The organism is Streptomyces sp. NPDC093221, assembly GCF_044753885.1.
In the GTDB taxonomy this organism is placed as follows: domain Bacteria; phylum Actinomycetota; class Actinomycetes; order Streptomycetales; family Streptomycetaceae; genus Actinacidiphila.
In genome coordinates, this window is sequence record NZ_JBIVOA010000011.1 from 274,259 (window position 1) to 295,716 (window position 21,458).

Annotated in this window: 19 protein-coding genes and 1 riboswitch; of the genes, 8 read left to right on the plus strand and 11 right to left on the minus strand. The window is 71.7% G+C overall.

Annotated elements, in window-relative coordinates; genetic code table 11:
* Positions 1–69 precede the first annotated feature (69 nt).
* The 3 genes from ACIQCJ_RS32455 to ACIQCJ_RS32465 all read right to left on the minus strand — a co-directional run bounded on the left by ACIQCJ_RS32455 (position 70) and on the right by ACIQCJ_RS32465 (position 2,549).
* Positions 70–1,029, minus strand: coding sequence for an EamA family transporter (locus ACIQCJ_RS32455; protein WP_355335685.1), 960 nt, complete (start codon positions 1,027–1,029; stop codon positions 70–72).
* A 12-nt stretch (positions 1,030–1,041) separates the two neighbouring features.
* On the minus strand, positions 1,042–1,557 hold the full coding sequence (locus tag ACIQCJ_RS32460; RefSeq protein WP_355335688.1) for a Clp protease N-terminal domain-containing protein: 516 nt from the start codon (positions 1,555–1,557) through the stop codon (positions 1,042–1,044).
* Between the two features lie 110 nt (positions 1,558–1,667).
* Positions 1,668–2,549 carry a pyridoxal 5'-phosphate synthase gene (locus ACIQCJ_RS32465; RefSeq protein ID WP_402713394.1) on the minus strand — a complete coding sequence of 294 codons (882 nt, stop codon included), beginning with the start codon at positions 2,547–2,549 and terminating at the stop codon, positions 1,668–1,670.
* 95 nt (positions 2,550–2,644) lie between these two features.
* Between ACIQCJ_RS32465 and ACIQCJ_RS32470 the strand changes: the two genes are divergently transcribed.
* Both ACIQCJ_RS32470 and ACIQCJ_RS32475 read left to right on the plus strand, forming a co-directional pair.
* A complete protein-coding gene (locus tag ACIQCJ_RS32470) occupies positions 2,645–3,184 on the plus strand; it encodes an HAD domain-containing protein (RefSeq protein WP_355335693.1) in 540 nt (179 codons plus the stop codon).
* Positions 3,185–3,261: 77 nt separating this feature from the next.
* Positions 3,262–3,717, plus strand: coding sequence for an SRPBCC family protein (locus tag ACIQCJ_RS32475; protein ID WP_355335695.1), 456 nt, complete (start codon positions 3,262–3,264; stop codon positions 3,715–3,717).
* Positions 3,718–3,790: 73 nt separating this feature from the next.
* On the opposite strand, the gene ACIQCJ_RS32480 is transcribed toward ACIQCJ_RS32475, so the two are convergent.
* The gene (locus ACIQCJ_RS32480; protein WP_402713397.1) at positions 3,791–6,010 is read right to left on the minus strand and encodes a glycoside hydrolase family 3 N-terminal domain-containing protein; all 2,220 of its coding nucleotides are present in this window, start codon (positions 6,008–6,010) and stop codon (positions 3,791–3,793) included.
* A 248-nt stretch (positions 6,011–6,258) separates the two neighbouring features.
* On the opposite strand from ACIQCJ_RS32480, the gene ACIQCJ_RS32485 reads away from it, so the two are divergent.
* On the plus strand, positions 6,259–7,278 hold the full coding sequence (locus ACIQCJ_RS32485) for a substrate-binding domain-containing protein (protein WP_391051132.1): 1,020 nt from the start codon (positions 6,259–6,261) through the stop codon (positions 7,276–7,278).
* Between the two features lie 69 nt (positions 7,279–7,347).
* On the opposite strand, the gene ACIQCJ_RS32490 is transcribed toward ACIQCJ_RS32485, so the two are convergent.
* Positions 7,348–7,965, minus strand: coding sequence for a PadR family transcriptional regulator (locus ACIQCJ_RS32490; RefSeq protein WP_188283150.1), 618 nt, complete (start codon positions 7,963–7,965; stop codon positions 7,348–7,350).
* 214 nt (positions 7,966–8,179) lie between these two features.
* On the opposite strand from ACIQCJ_RS32490, the gene ACIQCJ_RS32495 reads away from it, so the two are divergent.
* Positions 8,180–9,001 (plus strand): PhzF family phenazine biosynthesis protein, encoded by an 822-nt coding sequence (locus ACIQCJ_RS32495; protein WP_355335705.1) that lies wholly within the window; start codon positions 8,180–8,182, stop codon positions 8,999–9,001.
* A 101-nt stretch (positions 9,002–9,102) separates the two neighbouring features.
* Here the strand turns inward: ACIQCJ_RS32495 and ACIQCJ_RS32500 are convergent, their stop codons facing one another.
* Entirely contained in the window at positions 9,103–9,900 is a 798-nt protein-coding gene (locus ACIQCJ_RS32500; RefSeq protein WP_391051129.1) for a type II CAAX prenyl endopeptidase Rce1 family protein, read from the minus strand.
* A 106-nt stretch (positions 9,901–10,006) separates the two neighbouring features.
* Between ACIQCJ_RS32500 and ACIQCJ_RS32505 the strand changes: the two genes are divergently transcribed.
* A complete protein-coding gene (locus tag ACIQCJ_RS32505) occupies positions 10,007–11,803 on the plus strand; it encodes a substrate-binding and VWA domain-containing protein (RefSeq protein WP_402713400.1) in 1,797 nt (598 codons plus the stop codon).
* Between the two features lie 47 nt (positions 11,804–11,850).
* On the opposite strand, the gene ACIQCJ_RS32510 is transcribed toward ACIQCJ_RS32505, so the two are convergent.
* Positions 11,851–13,341 (minus strand): glutamate--cysteine ligase, encoded by a 1,491-nt coding sequence (locus ACIQCJ_RS32510; RefSeq protein ID WP_355335712.1) that lies wholly within the window; start codon positions 13,339–13,341, stop codon positions 11,851–11,853.
* A gap of 456 nt (positions 13,342–13,797) precedes the next feature.
* Between ACIQCJ_RS32510 and ACIQCJ_RS32515 the strand changes: the two genes are divergently transcribed.
* Positions 13,798–14,394, plus strand: coding sequence for a hypothetical protein (locus tag ACIQCJ_RS32515; protein ID WP_355335715.1), 597 nt, complete (start codon positions 13,798–13,800; stop codon positions 14,392–14,394).
* Positions 14,395–14,647: 253 nt separating this feature from the next.
* Complete coding sequence (locus ACIQCJ_RS32520; RefSeq protein ID WP_355335718.1) at positions 14,648–14,854, plus strand: DUF5999 family protein; 207 nt, start codon at positions 14,648–14,650, stop codon at positions 14,852–14,854.
* Between the two features lie 178 nt (positions 14,855–15,032).
* On the opposite strand, the gene gcvP is transcribed toward ACIQCJ_RS32520, so the two are convergent.
* Positions 15,033–17,927, minus strand: a complete 2,895-nt coding sequence (gene gcvP / locus ACIQCJ_RS32525; protein WP_402713403.1) for an aminomethyl-transferring glycine dehydrogenase — start codon at positions 17,925–17,927, stop codon at positions 15,033–15,035.
* Positions 17,928–18,112: 185 nt separating this feature from the next.
* A riboswitch (glycine riboswitch) is annotated at positions 18,113–18,208 on the minus strand.
* A 137-nt stretch (positions 18,209–18,345) separates the two neighbouring features.
* Between gcvP and ACIQCJ_RS32530 the strand changes: the two genes are divergently transcribed.
* A complete protein-coding gene (locus ACIQCJ_RS32530) occupies positions 18,346–18,723 on the plus strand; it encodes a PRC-barrel domain-containing protein (RefSeq protein ID WP_401719789.1) in 378 nt (125 codons plus the stop codon).
* On the opposite strand, the gene ACIQCJ_RS32535 is transcribed toward ACIQCJ_RS32530, so the two are convergent.
* The 3 genes from ACIQCJ_RS32535 to ACIQCJ_RS32545 all read right to left on the minus strand — a co-directional run bounded on the left by ACIQCJ_RS32535 (position 18,639) and on the right by ACIQCJ_RS32545 (position 21,420).
* Positions 18,639–20,105, minus strand: coding sequence for a DNA polymerase IV (locus ACIQCJ_RS32535; protein ID WP_401854876.1), 1,467 nt, complete (start codon positions 20,103–20,105; stop codon positions 18,639–18,641). The two genes, ACIQCJ_RS32530 and ACIQCJ_RS32535, sit on opposite strands and share 85 nt — an antisense overlap.
* Before the next feature lie 69 nt (positions 20,106–20,174).
* Positions 20,175–20,780: a MerR family transcriptional regulator gene (locus ACIQCJ_RS32540; protein WP_355335727.1), complete on the minus strand. Its 606-nt coding sequence runs from the start codon at positions 20,778–20,780 to the stop codon at positions 20,175–20,177.
* A 166-nt stretch (positions 20,781–20,946) separates the two neighbouring features.
* A complete protein-coding gene (locus tag ACIQCJ_RS32545; RefSeq protein WP_031518684.1) occupies positions 20,947–21,420 on the minus strand; it encodes a bifunctional nuclease family protein in 474 nt (157 codons plus the stop codon).
* Positions 21,421–21,458: the final 38 nt, after the last annotated feature.

Consider the following 21,458-nt stretch of genomic DNA (forward strand, 5'->3'; position numbering starts at 1 on the left):
TGCCGCAAGGGCGCAGCCCCTTGTGCAGGGGCACCCGTGCGGCGAACCGCGGCGGGGAGGCGTTTGGCGCTAGGCGTCGGCCAAGTCGGGTTCTGGGAGGGGGTCCGGCGTCGCCGCCGGCTTGGCGCGGCTGGCCGTTTGGGCCGTGAAGGCGCCCGCCAGGACGAGGGCGCCGCCGACGACCTGGGCGGCGCCCAGGTGCTCGTCGAGGAGGACCCAGGCGAGGACGGTGCCGACGATGGCTTCGAGGGTGGCGACGACCCCGGCGATCTGAGGGGTGAGGCGGCGGACGGCGAGGACGCCTGCGAGGTAGGCGACGACGGTGGAGACGAGGACGATCCAGGCGACGAGGAGAACGGCCGGGACCTCGCGCTCACCGAGCGCGGACTGCTGCCAGACGATCGCCCAGTCGATGTTCCAGGGGCGGGCGACGACCGAGAGGACGGCGGTGCCGACGAGGAGGCCGTAGGCGATGACGGCGATGGGTTCCGGCGCGTCCGCGCTCTCCGCGCCGTCGTCGGCGAGGACGAAGTAGGCGACCTGGCAGCAGGCGGCGCCGAAGGCGAGGAGCAGGCCGAGCGGGTCGAAGGCCAGGCCGGACCAGATCTCGACGACGGCGGCCATGCCGGCGATGGCGAGGACGACGCCCAGGGCCGCAGACCGGCTGACGGGGCGGCGCTGGACGAAGCGGACCCAGCCCAACAGCAGGGCGGGGCCGAGGAATTCGACGAGGATGGCGACGCCGACCGGGATGCGGGAGATGGCCACGAAGTACAGGGCCTGGCAGCCGGTGATGCCGAGGAGGCCGAACCCGAGGATCAGTCCCGGCCTGCGGCGGGGCAGTTCGCGGTGGCGCAGGGCGATGGGGAGCAGGATGAGCGCGGCGCCCGCGACGCGCATCCAGACCACGTGCAGCGGGTCGAGCCCTGATTCGATCAGCGGTTTGGCGGCCACGCCCGAGCCGCCGAAGGCGAAGGCGGACACCAGAGCGAGCCCGAGGCCCCCGTTTCGCCGCTGAGTTACGTGCATCGGGTCATGATGTCAGCTCGCGACAGGACCGTCATCCCGGTAGCCGCTGACGTCGAGTCCGGCGGCGCGCAGCACGTCCACGGCGCGGCATTCGGGGTCGGAGGCGAGCGCGTCGAGCAGGTCGATGCCGTCGGCCTGGGTGCGGCCACGGCGGCGGGCGAGGGCGACGGCGTTGCGGATCGCGGCGGCGGCGGAAGGGCTCCAGCCGGTGCCGGCGACGGCCTGGACGGTGGGCAGCGCGCCGGAGTCCTCGACGGTGCCGCGCCAGCGCAGTCCGTAGCCGATGCTGCGCTGCACCAGGTAGCCGAGCACGCGGACGACCTGGCCGGTCCCGGCGTCGCAGGCGGCCCGCGCCAGGGGGTCGATCTCCAATAGGGAGTGCAGCAGGTGGGCGGTGTCGATCTGCTGGTCGCCGTCGCGCGTGGCCCGGCGGCGCGCGCTGGCCGCCACGGAACGCAGTTCGACCGTGAGGCGGAGGTCGTCCGCCAGGTGGCTCAGGTCGAGCGGCGGCCCGTGGTTGCTGTACACGCCATCCACTTCATCAGGCGGCCCCGGTGTGGCGCATCCGCACCGGGGGCCATCCGTGCCTCCGCCCATGGAGGGGGTTGGCCGGTTCCCGCGTCATCCCCAGGGATGAGTCATGGCCACAGCAGGGTCCGGGTCCAACCGCCGTCCGTGTCCCCGTCGCCGCGCCCGTCCCGGCCCTCCCCCGCCTGGCCGGAGCGGGTGTAGCGCAGCCGTACGTGGAAGCGGCCGGGGTCCGCCTGGAAGAACTCCGCCTCCTGGGCACGCAGCCGGTACACGGTGTGGCCCTCGGGAATCCGTTCCGGTTCCGCGGCCACCAGGGCGTCCGCCGCGGCGCGCGCCCGCTCGTACTCCATCGCTCCGGTCAGCGGGCCGCTCATCCGCCCGGTGAAGCCGGCGGCGCGGGAGGCCGGGGAGCGGCCGAGGAAGTCCCGCCGGGCGGTCTCCTCGTCCAGTACGTCGACCGGTCCCGTCATCCGGATCTGCCGTCCGTGCGCGGGCCAGTACCAGGTCAGCGCGGCGACGGGGTGCGCGGCCAGGTCGCGGCCCTTGCGGCTGACCGCGTCGGACGCGAAGTCGACGGCGCAGTCGGCGGTGTCGACTCCGCGCAGCATCAGGACGCGGGCGCTGGGCGTGCCGTCGGCGCCGACCGTGGCGAGCGTCATGACGTGCGGTTCCGGCAGTGCGTCGGAAAGCGCCAGTTCCAGCCAGGTCGCGAAGAGCGGGCCGGGGGTGTCGGGTGCGTCGGACGGGTCGAATTCCGGCAGCGGCCCGGCCAGTACGGGGGCGGCCCGCAGCCTGGCGAGCAGTGCCGCGTCGCCCGGCGTGGGGTCGCCGGGCGACGTTCGCCCGCGTCCCGGTCCGCCGGGTGCCGCCTCGTCCGGCGGCGCGTTACCGACTGCCGCCCCGGCGGGTGCCGCATCATCGGGTGACGCGCCCCCGGGTGACGCGTCGCTTCCGCCGTCGGGGGTAGCCGGACCGTCGTCTTCGCGCATATGTCCTCCCGTCCGACCCGCAACCGTACCGGCCGTCGCCTCGTCCCTCTCTGGCGACACACACCGACCTGCCCCGCCACCGGGGAAGGAGTTCCATGGTCCGACCGCTGCTCTTCCTGGATGTCGACGGTGTGCTCAATCCGGTGCTGCCCTCGCCGGACTTCACCGTGCACGACATCCTGACCCACACCGTGCTGCTGTCCGCCCGGCACGGCGTGTGGTTGCGCGAACTGGCGGATATGTACGACCTCGTCTGGGCGACCACCTGGGAGCACGAGGCGAACACGCACATCGCCCCGCGCCTGGGTCTGCCGCCGCTGCCGGTGGTGGAATTCAGCGGCTACCGGCCGCGGCCCGGCGATCCGCCGCTGCGCGAGGCGGAGCGGTACTCGGCGCGCAAGTGGGCGCCGATCCTGCGGTACGCGGCGGGGCGGCCCTTCGCCTGGACCGACGACGTGATCCCGCGCCGCCTGGTCCGCAGGGCCAGGTTCCGTCCTGACCGGCTGCTGCTGCCGGTCAATCCGGCGCACGGTCTGCCGCGGGCGCACGTGAACCGGCTGCTGGCCGCTCCCCCGACGCTGTCGCGCAGTGTCGGCAGGCCGCACTCCCCGTATCTGACGGTCCATCAGTATTGAGTGTTGCGGCGCCCGCGGTTACGGTGCGCGGCACGACCGGTACTCAGGGAGTGGACCGGTACTCAGGGAGTGATCGCATGGCCGAAGTCTCCGCACAGGCGCGTATCGCGGCCCCCGCAGGCAAGATCTGGGACCTGCTGACCGACTTCTCCTCCTACGGCGAGTGGAACGCCACCCACACCGCCTTCCCCGACGGCGGCCCGCGGCCGCTGACGGCCGGGGCCACGTACCAGGAGAGCCTGCGGATGATGGGCTTCCCCGCGGACGTGACCTGGACGGTCGACGAGTTCGAGCCCGAGCGGGTGCTGGGCAGCAGCGGCAAGGGGCCGATGGGGGTGAGCCTCGGGATGCGGTACGCGCTCACGCCCGACGGCGACGCCACCGAGGTACGGATCGACGGCACCTTCACCGGGGCCGCCGTCTCCCTCATGGCGGGCAAGCTGAAGGACTCGGCGACGACCGCGCTCAACGACTCGCTGCGCGCCATCGCCGGGCTCGTCGAACCGGCCGAGCCCCCCGCGCCGGGCGCGTGACGGTCCGCCCGTACGCGAAGCGCCGGGCCGCGCGAGGGGGTCGTCCCTCACGCGGCCCGGCGGTGTGCGTGGATCAGCGGACCGTCACCGTGGCGGTCTGCGTCCCCGCCGTGAAGACGTAGGCGCCGCGTGCCACTTCCTGCTTGCCCGCGCCGTTGACGTCACCGGGGGTGACGGCGAGACGGCTCGGCGGCACGTCGAGCGCGACGGTACGGGACTGCCCGGCCTTCAGGTGCACCTTGGTGAAGGCGACCAGCTTCCGGGACGGGGCGAGCACGTCGCTCGACGGCTGCGACACGAACACCGGCACCACCAGATCGCCGTCACGGCCACCGGAGTTGGAGACCTTCACCTTCAGGTGGACGGTGTCCCGGGCCCGCACGGTGGACGAGTCGGCCTTGACCGAGTCGAAGCCGTAGGTGGTGTACGACAGGCCCGCCCCGAAGGGGTAGGCGGCGTCGACGAAGGACTCGGGGCCGCCGTTGGTGCCGGGCAACTGCTGGTAGTACATCGGCTCGTTGCCGATGTCCTTGGGCCAGGTCGCGTTGAGCCGGCCGCTCGGGTTGACCTTGCCGAACAGCACGTCGGCGACGGCGTTGCCGCCCTCGCTGCCGGGCAGCCAGGACATCAGCAGGCCCTGGGTGCCGTCCGCCTCGCCGAGCACCAGCGGGCGTCCGGCGAGGACCACGGTGACCACCGGCTTGCCGGTCGCCTTGAGGGACTTCACCAACGCCACCTGGTCGGCGGTCAGTGCGGGCCGCGGGCTGTCCGCCGCGCCCTCGGCCGCCGCCTTCTCGCCGACGACCACCACGGTCAGATCGGCGTTCTTGGCCTGCGCCACCGCGTCGTCCGCGGTCTTGGCCTGGACGACCTCCGTACCGGAGGGCGCCGCCTTCTTGATGCCCTGGAGCACGGTGGTGCCGGGCAGCGTCACCCCGTCGGGCACGCCCTGCCAGCCCACCGTCCAGCCGCCGACCTGGTCGTTGATGTCGTCGGCGTAGGAACCGGCGACCACGATCTTCTTGGCGGAGGACGAGATCGGCAGCACATTGCCGTCGTTGCGCAGCAGCACCTGCGACGCGTCGGCCGCCTGCCGCGCCAGCGCGGTGTCGGCGCCGAGCACCCGGCCGTTGGCCTTCGAGGCGTCCACGTAGGGGCGTTCGAACAGGCCGAGTTCGAACTTCATCTTCAGGATGCGGGACACGGACTGGTCGATGCGCTTCTCGGTGACCAGGCCGCGCTGCACGGCGGTCTTCAGGCCAGTGCTCCAGCCCTGCGCGTCGTACGGCTCCATCGCCATGTCCAGGCCCGCGTTGACGGCCTTGGCGATGGCCTCGGGGTAGTCGGCGGCGACGTGGTACGCGGTCTGCAACGCGGCGACGTCCGCCCAGTCGCTGACCTCGACGCCGTCGAAGCCCCACTGCTTGCGCAGCACATCGGTGAGCAGGTAGTGCGAGGCGGTCGCCGGAATGCCGTTGACGGCACCGGAGTTGATCATCACCGACTGCGCGCCCGCGTCGATGGCCTGCTTGTACGACGGCAGCAGCGTGTCCTGGAGGTAGCGCATCGAGACGTCGCCGGGCACGCGGTCGTGGCCGTTGCCGGGCTCGCCGTAGCCGGGGAAGTGTTTGACGGTGGCGGCCACGTTCTTGGCGCCGTTGGCGCCCTCGATGCCGTCGACCGCCGCGGCGGCGAGTGTGCCCGCGAGCAGCGGGTCCTCGCCGAACGTCTCGTAGTAGCGGCCCCAGCGCTGGTCGCGCGCGATGTCGGTGACCGGCGCGAAGTTCCAGTCGATGCCGGTGGCCGCGACCGCCTTGGCGGTGGAGGCGGCGGAGTTCTTGGCCAGCGTCGGGTCCCAGGCGGAACCGAGGCCGATCTCCTGCGGGAAGATCGTGGCGCCCAGCACGTTGTTGTGGCCGTGCACGGCGTCGACGCCGTAGATGATCGGGATGTGCAGCCGGGATTTCTCGACGGCGTATTTCTGCACCGTGTTGACCATCTTCGCCCAGTTCTCGGGCGTGTTGACCGCAGGTCCCGCGCCGCCGCCGGACAGTACGGATCCGGCCGCGTTGTCGAGAAGCACGCTCTTCATGCAGGATTCGGTGAATTCGCCACCGCTCCACTCGCAGTCGCCTTGCATTCTGACCACGGAGATCTGGTCCATCTGACCGATCTTCTCGGCCAGTGTCATCCGCTTCAGCAGATCCTTCACCCGGACGTCGACCGGTGCTTTCGCGTTGGTGTACGTCGGATTGTCCCCGGCCTCCGCCGGTACGGAAGCGACCGCGGCCACACACGCCGCGGCGGTGGCGAGTGTCAGAATGACTCTGAGGCGTGGTCGTCGTCGTGCGTTCGTAGGCATCGCAGGCGTCCCGTTCCTGTCGGGGTCCCGGCCGGTTGTCGGGACCTAGTGCCGTAAACGTTTCCGATCGGCCGGAAGTCTGTCCTCGCCTTGACTGATCGTCAAGACTGTACGCAGGAGTCACCTTTCACCTGTCCCAAGTTTCCACGTTGTTCCCCTCGCGCAGAATCAGGTACGCCGTGAACATTCGTGAACTCGCCCGCCGCAGTGGTGTGTCGACCGCCACCGTGTCCCGGGCTCTCAACGACCGCGCCGAGGTGAGCGAGGCCACCCGCGCGCGAATCCGGCAACTGGCGATCGAGTTGGGCTACGCGCCCAATGAACCGGCCCGCACCCTGGTCAGGCGCCGCTCGGACACCATCGGTCTGATCTGGGACAGCGGACAGGAGGCACAGGGACTCCACAACCCTTTTCTGCTCGGCCTGTTGAGCGCGGTGCGCACCGCGCTGTCCGAGGCGGACTACCACCTGATGCTGCTGACGACGCCGGGCCCCGAGGACCCGGACGCCGCGCATCTGCAAGCGGTGCGTCGGCACAATCTCGAAGGCGTCATCGTGCTGACCACCCCCGCCGACGACCGCTGCCTGCGCGTCCTGGCCGCGTCCGCCGTGCCCTGCGCGGGCATCGACACCGCGTTCACCGGGCCGCGTACGGTACGGGTCAGCTCCGACAACGCGGCGGGCGCGGAAGCGGCGGTGGAGCATCTGTACGCGCTGGGGCACCGCAGGATCGCCACCATCACCGGTCCGCTGCACCTTCCCCCGGCCGCCGAGCGGCTGGCGGGCTACGAGCGGGCCTGCGCCCGGCTGGGGCTCCCGGTGCCGCCGCAGTACGTGACCGAGGGCGACTTCTTCCTCGACAGCGGCGAGGAGGCGGCCCGCAGGCTGCTCGCGGTGGCCGAGCCGCCGACGGCGATCTTCGCGGCGGGCGACCAGATGGCGGTCGGCGCGATGCACGCGGCGGCCGACGCCGGCCTCTCGGTGCCCCGCGATCTGGCGGTGGTCGGCTTCGACGACATCGACGCCGCCGCGCTGGTGCGCCCGGCGCTGTCCACAGTGGCGCAGGACCAGCGCGGGCTCGGTGAGGCGGCCGTGGAGGCGCTGCGCGAGCTGATCGACGCGGCGCCGGTCGACACGGCGGAGCCGCGGATCATCCCGACCCGCCTGCTGATACGCGGATCGAGTCGGCCCGGAGCGTGACGCCCCGGGCCGACTCGATGATTCGCGGGCGGCGCCGGTACGGGACCGGGCGCCCGGTGACCGCCGACGTCACTCCTTGGTGAGGTCGGTGACGTCCTCGTCGGCCAGGATCAGGTAGAGCTTCTTGCGGGCGTCGTTCACCACGGTCAGCGCCTTCGCGCGCTGCTCAGGGGTGCCGGTGGCCCACACCTGGCGGAAGGCCTCGATGAGACCGCCGCCCGCCTTCCTTATCTCGTTCATGGCATCCCAGTCGACGCCGCGGCCGGCGTCCTCCCACGGGGCCTCGGGGCCCGCGTCGGCTTCTGTCCTGCCGTTGTCGGTGAGCGTGAAGAGCTTCTTGCCGCCCTCGCTCGCGCTGCTGATCAGGCCCTCGTCCTCCAGCAGTTGCAGCGTCGGGTAGACCGAGCCGGGGCTCGGCTTCCACGCGCCGCCACTGCGTTCGGCGATCTCCTGGATCATCTCGTAGCCGTGCATCGGGCGGTCCTTCAGCAGCGCCAGGATCGAGGCGCGTACATCGCCCCGCCGTGCCCTGCCGCGCGGTCCGCCGCGCCCCCGGCCGCCGGGCCCGAAGGGGCCTCCGCCGAAGGGCGGTCCGAACGGCCCGAAGGCCGACCGTCGCTCGTCCCGCTCGCCCCAACCGTGATGTCCGGGGCCGCGGTGTCCATGTTCGTGTCCTTGGGAACGCATGATGACGCTCCTTTCATCGTTGATCGTTCGCGATGGCTCAACGATATATCGGAACTGTTCGGATGGCAAGGCCCCAGGTCGACGGCGGCGACGGGAGGGCGACAGGGGGGCCGCGGGGCGGGCGCGGCACGGGTCACGAGCGGGCGCGGTCACCGGAAGCGGAATCCGCCGAACACCGCCCGCCGGGCGTGGGGCGCGCCGCTACGCTCTCGCCATGCGCATCCGAATAGTCGACGCCTTCACCGACCGCCCGTTCACCGGCAATCCGGCGGGGGTGCTGCTGCTCGACTCGGAGGAGTTTCCGCCGGACCGGTGGCTTCAGCAGGTCGCGGCGGAGCTGAATCTGTCAGAGACCGCGTTCGCGCACCGGCTGGCCGACGCGCCGGAAGCGGACTGGGCGCTGCGCTGGTTCACCCCGGTCACGGAGGTGGGGCTGTGCGGGCACGCCACGCTGGCCACCGCCCATGTGCTGCGCACCAGCGGCGCGCACAAGGGCACGGTCTGGTTCCGTACCAGCGCGGGTGTGCTGTCGGCGGAGGCGGCCGGGGACGGCTCGATCACCTTGGACTTCCCGGCGGCCCCGCTCACGCCGGTGGCCGCGCCGACGGGTGTAGCGGCGGCGCTCGGCGCCAAGCCGCTGACCGTGCTGGACACCGGCCCCGACTGCGGTGACCTGCTGATCGAGGTCACCGACGAGAAGACCGTACGGGCACTGGCGCCCGACTTCGCGGCGCTCGCCCGGCACTCGCGGCGCGGGGTGATCGCCACCGCGGCGGCCGAGGACGACTCGCGCGGATACGACTTCGTCTCGCGCGGCTTCTTCCCCGCCGTCGGCATCGACGAGGACCCGGTGACCGGTAGCGCGCACACCGCGCTGGCGCCGTTCTGGTCGCAGCGGCTCGGCCGCACGACCCTCACCGGCTTCCAGGCGTCCCCGCGCGGCGGGCTGGTCCGTACCCGGGTGCGCGGCGAGCGGGTGCTGCTGACCGGCGCCGCGGTCACCGTGGTGGACGGCGAGCTGCACGCGGTGCCGTAAGGCCGCGGTGCGTCACGGCGCGGTGCCGTAAGCGCCGTAAGGCCGTAAGGCCGTAAGCGCCGTAACGCCGTAAACGCTGTCGCAAGGGCTCCGCTCGCGCGTCACCCCGTGGGCAGCCACCCCACCTTCCCGGCCAGCAGCGCGTAGCCGACGAAGGCCACCGTGTCGATGAGGGAGTGGGCCGCCACCAGCGGCCCCACCCGGCCCCACCGCCGGTACAGCAGCACGAAGACGACGCCCATCACCATGTTGCCGACGAAGCCGCCGACGCCCTGGTAGAGGTGGTACGAGCCGCGCAGCAGCGCGCTCGCGGCCAGCGCGGCGGCCGGGCTCCAGCCCAACTGGCCGAGCCTGCGCAGCAGATAGCCGACCACGATCACCTCTTCGAGCACCGCGTTCTGCACGGCGGAGGCGATCAGGACCGGGATCTTCCACCACACGTCGGGCAGCGACTCGGGCACGACGGTGAGGTTGAAGCCGGCCGCCCTGACCCCGAGGTAGAAGGCGAGCCCGGTGCCGCCGATGACGGCCGCGACGGCCGCGCCCCGGGCCAGGTCGAGCCGCGGCCGGGTGCGGTCGAAGCCGATCACGGGCATGCCGACCCGCTCCCTGGCCAGCAGGTGGGCGACCAGCGCCACCGGGGCGAGCGCGGTGGCGATGGAGAAGACCTGCCAGGCCAGATCCAGCCACGGCCGGCCCGGCGCCTGGGAGCCGACGAGGGTGGCCGCCTGGTCCTTGAGCGCGCCCGGCCTCGTCACGGAACCGATGAAGTCGATCAGCGCGGCAACGCCGCTCGCTCCCAGCGACAGCGCCAAGACGATCAGGGTCTCGCTGCGCAGCGTCCGCCGCTGCAACCCTGCCTCCACCTCGTATGACTCTGCGTGCACGCGGACCTCCATTTACGTCATCCCGCTTCAGCGCCGTCCGCGCATGGCTATGGTCTCCGGCAAAGATACGAAGGCCGGGGTCTACTGTTCGTAGCCACCCCAGGAGAGGCACGGAGCGATGGGTCGTCACCGCATATCCGATGGCCGGGAATCGACGGGTGGAGCGCCGCCCGCCAGGACCCGGCGCCGTGCCACCGCGGCGGCCACCGCGCTGGTGATCACGGCGGGCGCGGGCACCTTCGCGGTGCTGCGCGGCGGACTGCTGCCGCTGAGCGGCGCGTGCCGCGGCGGCACGGTACGGATCGGCGCGGTCGCCTCGCCCGACATCGCGCCCGCGCTGACCGCCGTCGCCGACCGGGCGCGCCGCGAGCACGACACGACCGACGGCCGCTGTCTGGACGTCCGGGTGACCGCGCGGAACTCCGCCGACGTCGCCGCGGAACTGGTCGACAACACCAAGAAGCCGGATTTCGCGGTGTGGGTGCCGGACGACAGTCTGTGGGTGGCCCAGACGTCCGCCACCGGCAGCGCCAGGGCGCTGACCAAGCTGCGGTCGGTCGCCGAGTCCCCCGTGGTGGTCGGCGCGCTCCAGTCGCAGGCCAAGACGCTGGGCTGGCCGTCCAAGACGTACACCTGGGCGGAGTTGGCCGGGGTGGCGGGCAGCAGACCGGACCTGCGGTTCGGTACGGCCGATCCGGCGCTCAACTCCACCGGCATGCTGGCGCTGGCGATGATCAACGCGTCGATCGCGCGGGCCGGCGGGAGCGAGGGCACCGACTCCGACACGGAGTCGGCGGCTGCCGCGAAGGCCCTCGCGCAGCGCACCGAGCCCAGCGACGAGCAGGCGGTCGCGACGCTGCCGCGCGACACGACGCCTGCGGAGCTGGCCGACCCCGAGCGGAGCCAGGCGCTGATCCTGTCCGAACAGGCCGCGTTCGCGCACAACGGCGGTTCCGCGCCGCCGCTGCGGCTGTTCTACCCCTCGGACGGCGCGGCGACCCTGGACTACCCGTACACGATGGTCGACGACCTGCATCTGAGCACCGATCAGGGCCGGGCCGCCAACCGCTTCCTGACCCTGCTGGGCAACGACGAGGGCGTGCGGACGATCGCGGACGCGGGTTTCCGTACGCCCGGCGGCGATCCGGACACGGAGACCGTGCGGCGCGCGGGCGGCCAGTCGCCGCAGCCCCTGTCGGCCACGCCCGCGCCCTCACCCTCCGCGCCCGAGCTCCAAAAGCTCCGGCTGATGTGGCAGATCACCGTGCAGAGCGCGCGGATCACCACGGTCGTGGACGTGTCCGGGTCGATGGCCGACGTCGTCCCCGGTTCGGGCGGCAGGTCGCGGCTCGACATCACCAAGGAGTCGCTGCGGCAGGCGCTGTCGCAGTTCACCCCGAAGGACGAGATCGGGCTGTGGCGCTTCTCCACCCGGCTCAGCGGCTCGCGCGACTACCAGGAGATCGTCCGCACCGGCCCGCTCGGCGGCACCGTCGCCAAGGGCGTCACGCGCCGCCAGCAGCTCGACAGCGCGTTCCATGACCTCCAGCCGGTGCCGGGCGGCTCGACCGGCCTGTACGACACGGCGCTCGCGGTCTACCGAAGCGCCGTCTCCTCGTACGGGACCGGCAAGTTCAACGCGGTGGTGATCCTGACCGACGGCGCCAACGAGGACCCGGGCAGCATCTCGCTCAACGCCCTGACGTCCAGGCTGAAGACGCTCGACGACCCGGCGCGGCCGGTGCCGCTGATCGCCATCGCGGTCGGCGCGAACGCCGACAAGGCGGCCTGCGACCGCATCGCGAAGGCCACCGGCGGGGCCGCGTATCAGGTCAACGACCCCTCGGAGATCCAGGCGGTCCTGCTGAAGGCCGTCGTGGCGGCGGCCACCAGCGCCGCCGCGAAGGCGCCCTGAGGCCGCTGTACGGGCCCGCGCCGCATGAGGCCCCCGTGCGCCACGGCTCACGCCACCGGCCAGGAGTGCACCGGCTCGCCGTCCAGCATGAGTTCTCGGTACCGCTGGGTCATCGCGGCGAGCGCGGGCCGCCGGTCGAGGCCGCGTTCCAGCATCCGGTGGAAGACTGCCGACTGCCATTCGGCGCCGTTGGTACGGCGACGGCAGCGCTGTTCGATGATGCCGAGGTAGTGGTCGCGGTCGACGGCCTCGATGCCCCACGCGTCGAGCCCCGCCGCGGCCAGCGGCAGCAGTTCGTCGAGGATCAGGTCGGTGGCGGGGATCTCCGCGAGGCCGCCGTTGCGGCCGCGCGGCCACTGGAGGACCGCGCCGATGCCGTCGCGGCAGGACGCCTCGAAGTTGGCCGCGGCGGCGGCGAAGGGCAGCTTGTGCCAGACCGGGCGTGACGCCTCGGCCAGGGCGCGGACCAGACCGTAGTAGAAGGCGGTGTTGGCGACGACGTCGGCCACCGTGGGACCGGCGGGCATCACCCGGTTCTCCACGCGCAGGTGCGGGACGCCGTCGACCACCTGGTAGACGGGACGGTTCCAGCGGTAGATCGTGCCGTTGTGCAGGGTGAGTTCGCGCAACTGCGGCACTCCCCCGTCGTCCAGCACCCGCAGCGGGTCCTCCTCGTCGCAGATCGGCAGCAGCGAGGGGAAGTACCGTACGTTCTCCGCGAAGAGGTCGGCGGCGGAGTCGATCCAGCGCTCGCCGAACCACGTGATGGGCCGCACCCCTTGGGCCACCAGCTCCTCCGGGCGGACGTCGGTGGCCTGGAGGAACAGCGGCGCGCGGGTCTCGCGCCACAGCTCACGGCCGAAGAGGAACGGCGAGTTGGCGCCGACGGCCACCTGCGGTCCCGACACGACCTGCGCCGCGTTCCACACGTCGGCGAAGCGGCCGGGGGTGACCTGGAGGTGCATCTGCGTGGAGGTGCAGGCGGCCTCGGGCGCGATGGACGCGGAGGTGTAGAGCAAGCGTTCGGCGCCCTCGATGTCGAGGGTGATGTCCTCACCGCGCATCGCCAGTATCCGCTCGTTGAGCAGCGTGTACCGGTCGGCGCGGGAGAGGTTGGCGGAGACCAGGTCCTGGGCCTCCAGGGTGGGCAGAATTCCCACCATCACGATGTGCGCGCCCACCTCGCGGGCCATCCGGTCGGCATACCCGAGACCGATCCGCAGTTCCTCGGCGAGGCGGTCCATGACCCGGCCGGAAAGCCGGTGCGGCGCGATGTTTACTTCAATATTGAACTGCGCGAGCTCGGTCTGGAAATCCCGGCTCGCGATGCGCTCGAGCACCTCTTCGTTCATCATGCGCGGCAGCCCGTCGGAATCCGCGAGATTCAATTCGATCTCCAGACCCATCAGATTGCGCGGCCGGTCGAATCGCTTCTCGTCCAACAGCCGCTCCAGCCCCACGAGACACTGCCGCAGCTTGCGCCGGTACAGCCTCCGGTCGGCCAGGTCGAACCCGTTGGCAACGACCTTCTCGCCCATCGACGCGTCCTTCCTCGTACGGATACTCACGGGAGGATGCCCACCCAAATGATCGATAACGCCACGGCGGCCCCGCGTCTGCCACTAGGCTGTGCACAACGGCAACACAGTGGGTTCCTGTGGCACATACCACGGTCACGGCGCGGCGTAAAAACTTCGTGAATACGACCGGCGGGATCCAGCCGTCCGCAGCGGGCAGAAATATGCGGCGCACACCGCGCACCCTGCACGAATGGTTCGTGGGCCATCGCAGAAGAAGGCGATTTCTCGCCTTGCGCGTAATACTGGCTGCGACTAGACGAAACACGGAGCGAACACACGTCGTATAAACTCCGTGAACAAGGCAAAGCATCCGCCCTCGCCGGACGCGCCTGAGCCGATCCCCTTTCCGCCCTCATGCGCCGTCCGCACCCCTGCCCCCGCACCACTGTTTGTCTCCCAGTGAGAGGCGACACCATGCCGCTGCTTGTCCCCCCAGCACCTGCTCCCGCTCTGCGGAGCATCCTGGCCGCGCTCAGCTCTCCCACCGCGGTCCAGGAGGCCCGGACGCCCGCGCTGCGGAACGCCCAAGGGCCCCTCACCGCCGAACACCCGCTCCCTGTCCATGTGTTCGAACCGGCGGACGTCCCCGGCGGCCTGCCTCGCGCACGATTGACCGGCTGGCGGTTCCACATCCTCGCCGGGGGCTGGCCGCAAGGCACCGTCGCCGCGGGCGAGACCGTGGCGACGGCTGACGGCTGGGTCTTCTCGCGCTTCTCCGAGGGGCCGTTCCTGGCCTCCACCGAGCGGGCGCTGCGCCAGGGGGACACGCTGCCCGCCACTTACCAACCGCATCTGCTCTCCGTGCCCAGCCTGTACATGCTGGCGCTGTGGCTGCACTGCGACCCGCGTGCCGACGCCTCGACGGCCCAGCCCACCCCGGCGGACGTGCTGGTGCCGCTGGCCCCCGCGCCGCCCGGCATCGCCCCGCACCGCCTGCACCGGCTGGCGGAGCTGATGCCGCTGCTCTCGGTACGGATGGCGCCGCCGCCGCTGCTGGGGTCGCCCGCCTGACGGCCTGTCGCCGCCTCTCCACGGTGCCCCCGCGAGCCACTGGGCCGCGGGGGCACCGTCGCGTCCCGCCCTCGCAACCGTCCGGCGGAGTGACGCGTCCTGTCCTCCAAGGGATTGCCTGCGTGAAATCCCTGCGGATCGACGTCAGTAGAGCAACACTGGGAACGGCCGTACCAACGGGGGAACGGATATGAACCAGTCAGGCAGCGCAATCATCCGCACCAGCCACCTCTCGCAGCGAAAGACACCATCCATGTGCCAGCACAAGCCCCAGTGCCCCACCGCAGAGTGCCCCGACCGTGAGGCCGCGCACACCCTGGCCCACCACCCGGAGCAGGGCTGGAGCCTGCTGTGCAACGGCGTGCTCCTCTTCGAGGACACCGGCGAACTGCTGCCCGACGGGCAGATCATCGCGCCGCACCGCCCCCTGGGCACCGAGCAGATCACCGCCGCGGCCTGACCGGTACGGGGCCGCCCGCACACGAGACCGCGCCGCACCGCGCACCGCCCCACACACAGAGCCGGTTCCACTGCTGACAGCGGAACCGGCTTCGTCATGTGCGGGCAGCCTCGCGCGAGACCGCCGGGCCCGTACCACCGGACCCGGTCGGCCCAACGCGCTCAGCTCTCGTACGCGCTCAGCTCTCGTACGCGTCCAGCGGCGGGCAGGAGCAGACCAGATTGCGGTCGCCGAAAGCGCCGTCGATCCGCCGTACCGGCGGCCAGTACTTGTCGGCCGCGACGACCCCGGCGGGGAAGACCGCCTCCTCGCGGCTGTACGGGTGCGCCCAGTCGCCGCCGAGCGCCGCCGCGGTGTGCGGGGCGTTGCGCAGCGGGTTGTCGTCGGCCGGCCAGTCGCCCGCGCCGACCCGGTCGATCTCGCCGCGGATCGCGATCATGGCGTCGCAGAAACGGTCCAGCTCCGCCAGGTCCTCGCTCTCGGTCGGCTCGATCATCAGCGTGCCCGCCACCGGGAAGGACATCGTCGGCGCGTGGAAGCCGTAGTCGATCAGCCGCTTGGCGATGTCGTCGACGCTGACGCCGGTCTCCTTGGCCAGCGGCCGCAGGTCGATGATGCACTCGTGCGCGACCAGCCCGCCGGGGCCGGTGTAGAGCACGGGGAAGTGCGGCTCCAGCCGCTTGGCGACGTAATTCGCGCCCAATACCGCCATCTGGGTGGCCTGCTTGAGCCCTTCCGCGCCCATCAGCCGTACATACGTCCAGGAGATCGGCAGGATGCCCGCCGAGCCCCACGGCGCGCCCGAGACGGGGCCGACGCCGGTGGCAGGTCCCGCGGTGGGCTGGAGCGGGTGGTTCGGCAGGTACGGCGCCAGGTGCGCGCGGACCGCGACCGGGCCGACGCCGGGGCCGCCGCCGCCGTGCGGGATGCAGAAGGTCTTGTGCAGGTTCAGGTGCGAGACGTCCGCCCCGAACCGGCCGGGCCTGGCCAGACCGACCAGCGCGTTGAGATTCGCGCCGTCCACGTACACCTGGCCGCCCGCGTCGTGCACGGCCGCGCAGACGTCGGTGATGTTGTCCTCGAACACGCCGTGCGTGGACGGGTAGGTGACCATCAGCACGGCGAGCTGGTCGCGGTGCTGCTCGATCTTGGCGTGCAGGTCGGTGACGTCCACGTCGCCGTTCTCGCCGGTCTTGACCACGACGACCTTCATGCCCGCCATCACGGCGCTCGCGGCGTTGGTGCCGTGCGCGGAGGACGGGATCAGGCAGACGGTACGGCCGGTGTCGCCGTTGGCGCGGTGGTAGGCGCGGACCGCGAGCAGCCCGGCCAGTTCGCCCTGGGAGCCCGCGTTGGGCTGGAGGCTGACCTTGTCGTAGCCGGTGACCTCGGCGAGCTGGTCCTCCAGGCCGTGGATCAGCGCCAGGTAACCCTCGGCCTGCTCGACCGGCGCGAAGGGGTGCAGCGCGCCGAATTCGGGCCAGGTGACCGGCTCCATCTCGGTGGTCGCGTTGAGCTTCATCGTGCAGGAGCCCAGCGGGATCATCCCGCGGTCCAGCGCGTAGTCGCGGTCGGCCAGCCGCCGCAGGTAGCGCAGCATCGCGGTCTCGCTGCGGTGCTGGTGGAAGACGGGGTGGGTCAGATACGCGTCGGTGCGCAGCAGTCCGGCGGGCAGCGCGTCCTCGGTGGCCGCGTCCAGCGCGTCGAGGTCGGCGGCGCTCCCCTGGACGCCGAAGGCGTCGAGGACGGCCGCGAGGCGGGCCCGGTCGGTGGTCTCGTCGCAGGCGATACCGACCAGGTCGGCGTCGGTCAGCCGCAGATTGACCCCGGCCTGACGGGCGGCGGCCACGACCTCGGCCGCGCGTCCCGGCACCCGCGCGGTGAGCGTGTCGAAGTAGCCGTCGTGCACGATCTCGACGCCGCCCGCGCGCAGACCCGCGGCGAGCACCGCGGCGTAGCGGTGGGTGCGGCCGGCGATCTGCGCGAGCCCGTCGGGGCCGTGGTAGACCGCGTACATCGCGGCCATCACGGCGAGCAGGACCTGCGCCGTACAGATGTTGCTGGTGGCCTTCTCGCGGCGGATGTGCTGCTCGCGGGTCTGGAGGGCCAGCCGGTAGGCGCGGTTGCCGTCGGCGTCCACGGAGACGCCGACGAGGCGGCCGGGCAGGTTGCGGGCGTAGGAGTCGCGTACGGCCATGTATCCGGCGTGCGGTCCGCCGAAGCCCATGGGGACGCCGAAGCGCTGGGTGGTGCCCACCGCGATGTCCGCGCCCAGCTCGCCCGGCGAGGTGAGCAGCGTCAGCGCCAGCAGGTCGGCGGCGACGGTGACGACCGCGCCCAGCTCGTGCGCGCGCTCGATGACCGGGCGCGGGTCCCGTACGGCGCCCGAGGCGCCCGGGTACTGGAGCAGGACGCCGAAGACGCCACGCTCGACGATCTCCGCCGGGATGCCCTCGGACAGGTCGGCGACGACGACCTCGACGCCGGTCGGCTCCGCGCGGGTCCGGATCACCGCGACGGTCTGCGGGAAGGTGTCGGCGTCGACCAGGAAGACGCCCTGCTTGACCTTGCCGACCCGGCGGGACAGCGCCATCGCCTCGGCCGCCGCGGTGCTCTCGTCGAGCAGCGAGGCGCCGGAGGTGGGCAGCCCGGTGAGGTCGGCGACGACGGTCTGGAAGTTGAGCAGCGCCTCCAAGCGGCCCTGCGAGATCTCCGGCTGGTACGGCGTGTAGGCCGTGTACCAGGACGGGTTCTCCATCACATTGCGCAGGATGACGGGCGGGGTGAAGGTGCCGTAGTAGCCCAGGCCGATCATCGGAGCCAGCACCTGATTGCGGTCCGCCAGCGCCCGCAGCTCGGCCAGCGCCTCGGCCTCGGTGCGCGCCTCGGGCAGCGCCAGGGCCTGCGCGCTCCTGATGGTGTCGGGCACGGCCGCTTCGGTGAGTTCGTCCAGGGAGCCGTAGCCGACCTGGGCGAGCATCTTCGCCTGCGCCGCTGCGTCGGGTCCGATGTGGCGCCTGGCGAACGGCACGCCCGCTTCCAGCTCGGCGAGGGGAATGCGACGGGAAGTCATCTGCGGAGGCCTCCTGGTCTGCGACGACCTTCGGGGGGTGCCGCGACGCGCGGACACCCGTACGGCCTCCCCCTCTGTCATCAGAACCTGAGAGCTTCACCGCCCCCGTGGGAGCGGCTTTCACCGTCGGTGAGGGCCCGTGCCGGAAAACCGCTCCCGGTGCGTGCCCTGCTTTCCAGAGTGACCTCGTCCATGCGGTACGGATGCCTGAGAGATTCCGGGGAGGATTTGCTCCTTCGGCGCCTCCGACACTGTCTCGGAGGCTCTCCCGCACGGGGTCTGCGGCCGATCACCAGCCTACCAGCGAGGCGGCGGGACCCGGCGGGGGCGGGGGGCGGTGATCACTGCCCGAGTCGACACCGGCCAGGATGTGCCTTTGGCTGTACCCAGACATCGCTCGTCATTGGTTGGAGGGACCGTGCAGACCGACATCGATCCGCGCAGCCTGATCGGCCGCCGCGTCTTCGACCATGACGGTACGAAGATCGGCACGGTGGACGAGGTGTACCTCGACGACGCGACCGGCATACCGGAGTGGGCGGCCGTCAGGACCGGGCTGTTCACGCGCGACGCGTTCGTACCGCTGGAGCCCAGCGAAGTGGTGGACGACGAATTGCGGGTGCCGTACAAGAAATCGCTGATCAGGGACGCGCCGGACTTCGGTGTGGGGCGCCACCTGTCGCCGGAGCAGGAGTTGCAGCTCTACCACCACTACGGGATGGACGTGCCGACGTCCGGCTCGGAGCCGCCGCCGCCCCCCGACCGGGACTTCGGGCGGCTCGCGGGCGAGGACTGAGCGTCCTCCTCCCCCTTGTCCGGACTCTCTTCCTTCCCCCGGCCCGCACCCGCCGCTTCCCCCGGGTCGAGCGGCAGCGGATCGCGGTGCGCGAGCGCCGGGTCGTCCACGGCGAAGGTCCGCACCCGGCCGGGCACGGTGTCCGAGGGCACCTCGAAGCGCACGGTGACCCGCCCGACCCCGCTTCCCTGCACCCATCCGGAGCCGTACGTCTCGTGCTCCACGTCCTGGCCCGGCCACCAGAGCCTGGCCCGCTCCGGTGCGGGCGGCGGCGCCGAGGGCAGCTCCTCGGGCGCGTTCTCGTCCTCCTCGCCCTCCCCCGCCGCGTGCGCGAACAGATCCTCCTGCGTGAAGTCGGCGAGCCCGGCGACGCCCACCCCGAGCAGCCGCACACCGCCGGTGGTGTCGACGGCCTCCATCAGCCGCCTGGCGGTCTCCCGTACGAGTCCCGGGTCGTCGGTCGGCGCCCGCAGCGTCTCGGAGCGCGTCAGGGTCGAGAAGTCGTATCTGCGGACCTTGACGACCACCGTCCGCCCGGAGCGGCCCGCGCCGCGCAGCCGCTGCACGCAGCGCTCGGCGAGCCGGTCGATCTCGTACCGCACATGGGCGCGGTCGGTGAGGTCGGCGTCGAAGGTGTCCTCGACGGAGATGGACTTGACGTCGCGGTCGGCGACCACGGGGCGGTTGTCGAGGCCGGCGGCCATCGAGTGCAGGCCCGTGCCGTGCGCCTTGCCGAGCAGCCGGACCAGCTCCGGCTCCCCCGCGTGCACGATCTCGCCGACGGTGGTGATGCCCACGCGCCGCAGATGCTCGGCGGTGGCGGGTCCGACGCCGGGCAGGGTGCGTACCGGCATCGGTTCGAGCAGCGCGCGCTCGGTGCCGGGCTCGACGACGACCAGGCCGTCCGGCTTGGCCTGCTCGGAGGCGATCTTCGCCAGCAGCTTCGACCCGGCGAGCCCCACCGAGGCGGTGAGCCCGGTGCTGGCCCGGATCTCGGCGCGCAGCCGCCGGGCGACCGCCCGCGGGTCCGCGCCGTGCCCGCCCGCCTCCAGGTCCACGAACGCCTCGTCCAGGCTCAGCGGCTCTATCAGGGGTGACACCTCGTGCAGCAGCGCCATCACGGCCTCGCTGATCTGCCGGTAGATGCCGAAGCGCGGTACGAGATAGGCGGCGTTGGGGCTGAGGCGGCGGGCGTGGGCCATCGCCATCGCGGAGTGGACGCCGTGGACGCGCGCCTCATAGGACGCGGTCGATACGACGCCGCGGGGGCCGAGGCCGCCGACCACCACCGGCTTGCCCCGCAGGCTCGGCTTCGACGCCTGTTCGACCGCGGCGAAGAACGCGTCCATGTCCAGATGCAGGATCGTCGGCGCACTTCTCACAAGTACCGATCGTGCCGCACGACACCGACAATCGCCGTACACGTGTACGGCACGGCGTCGGTGAGCCGTTCAGACCGCCCGATTGCGCCGCTTCGCCAGCTCGTCGGACGGATTGTCGCCGACCAGGGTCTCGCCGGTGTCCACCCGCTCCCCGTGCATCTGGGACAGCGAACTCTCCACGTCCCGCCAGACCACGCCCACGGCGATGCCGAAGACCCCCTGGCCCCCCTGGAGCAGATCCACCACCTCGTCGGGCGAGGTGCACTCGTAGACCGTGGCACCGTCGCTCATCAGCGTCATCCTGGCCAGCTCCGTCGGCCCGACGGAGCGCAGGTGCCGTACCGCCGTCCGGATGTTCTGGAGCGAGACGCCGGTGTCCAGCAGCCGCTTCACTATCTTCAGGACGACGACGTCCCGGAAGCTGTAGAGCCGCTGCGTGCCGGAGCCGTAGGCGGGGCGGACGCTGGGCTCGACCAGGCCGGTACGGGCCCAGTAGTCGAGCTGGCGGTAGGTGATGCCGGTCGCCGCGCACGCGGTGGGCCCGCGGTAGCCGATCTGCTCGGGCGGTACGTCCTGTGCCGCCCCGCCGCCGCCCGCGTCAGCGGTGGCGCGCGCCAGTGCCCCCTGGGTCGGATACGGGCCGCCGGTCGCCAGACCGTCGCCGGTGCTTCTCACGCCGCCCTCCGTCCCTTCGCGTCCCGGGGCCGCGTGCACGTGCCATCGGGACTTTCCTCTCCGAAGGTAGGCAGTCGCCAGGGGTGCGTCAACGATCGCCACACTCGGCACGCCGAGTGATATTCACCCCACGAGTGGTTTGGCGTGTCCCGGTATCGGGAACGGCTCACTGGTTGCTCGTGCCGAAGTCCTCGGGCGAGATCTGGTCGAGGAACTCGCGGAACTTCTCCACCTCGTCCTCCTGCTCGTCCGGGATCGCGATCCCGGCGTCGTCGAGCACCCCGTCACTGCCGTAGATCGGCGTACCGGTGCGCAACGCGAGGGCTATGGCGTCGGACGGACGGGCGCTGACCTCCACGCCGCTGGCGAACACCAGCTCGGCGTAGAAGACGCCTTCGCGCAGGTCGGTGATACGGACCTCGGTCAGCGTCTGTCCGACCGCTTCGAGTACGTCCTTGAAGAGGTCATGCGTGAGCGGTCGCGCAGGCGTCATGCCCTGCTGCGCGAAAGCGATGGCCGTCGCCTCTCCCGGCCCGATCCAGATGGGCAGGTACCGGTCGCCTCCCACTTCACGCAGGAGCACGATCGGTTGATTGGAGGGCATTTCGACCCGGACACCCACAACGTCGAGCTCGTTCACACAGCAACCCTAGGACGTGCCTGCCGGGTTTGGGTAGT

Bases quoted from the DNA above. Each gene is read 5' to 3' on its own strand.
- ACIQCJ_RS32465 (WP_402713394.1), bottom strand. From the start codon at position 2,549: ATGCGCGAAGACGACGGTCCGGCTACCCCCGACGGCGGAAGCGACGCG.
- ACIQCJ_RS32520 (WP_355335718.1), top strand. From the start codon at position 14,648: ATGTGCCAGCACAAGCCCCAGTGCCCCACCGCAGAGTGCCCCGACCGT.
- ACIQCJ_RS32475 (WP_355335695.1), top strand. From the start codon at position 3,262: ATGGCCGAAGTCTCCGCACAGGCGCGTATCGCGGCCCCCGCAGGCAAG.
- ACIQCJ_RS32500 (WP_391051129.1), bottom strand. From the start codon at position 9,900: ATGGAGGTCCGCGTGCACGCAGAGTCATACGAGGTGGAGGCAGGGTTG.
- ACIQCJ_RS32495 (WP_355335705.1), top strand. From the start codon at position 8,180: ATGCGCATCCGAATAGTCGACGCCTTCACCGACCGCCCGTTCACCGGC.
- ACIQCJ_RS32515 (WP_355335715.1), top strand. From the start codon at position 13,798: ATGCCGCTGCTTGTCCCCCCAGCACCTGCTCCCGCTCTGCGGAGCATC.
- ACIQCJ_RS32470 (WP_355335693.1), top strand. From the start codon at position 2,645: ATGGTCCGACCGCTGCTCTTCCTGGATGTCGACGGTGTGCTCAATCCG.
- ACIQCJ_RS32510 (WP_355335712.1), bottom strand. From the start codon at position 13,341: ATGGGCGAGAAGGTCGTTGCCAACGGGTTCGACCTGGCCGACCGGAGG.
- ACIQCJ_RS32490 (WP_188283150.1), bottom strand. From the start codon at position 7,965: ATGCGTTCCCAAGGACACGAACATGGACACCGCGGCCCCGGACATCAC.
- ACIQCJ_RS32455 (WP_355335685.1), bottom strand. From the start codon at position 1,029: ATGCACGTAACTCAGCGGCGAAACGGGGGCCTCGGGCTCGCTCTGGTG.
- ACIQCJ_RS32505 (WP_402713400.1), top strand. From the start codon at position 10,007: ATGGGTCGTCACCGCATATCCGATGGCCGGGAATCGACGGGTGGAGCG.
- gcvP (WP_402713403.1), bottom strand. From the start codon at position 17,927: ATGACTTCCCGTCGCATTCCCCTCGCCGAGCTGGAAGCGGGCGTGCCG.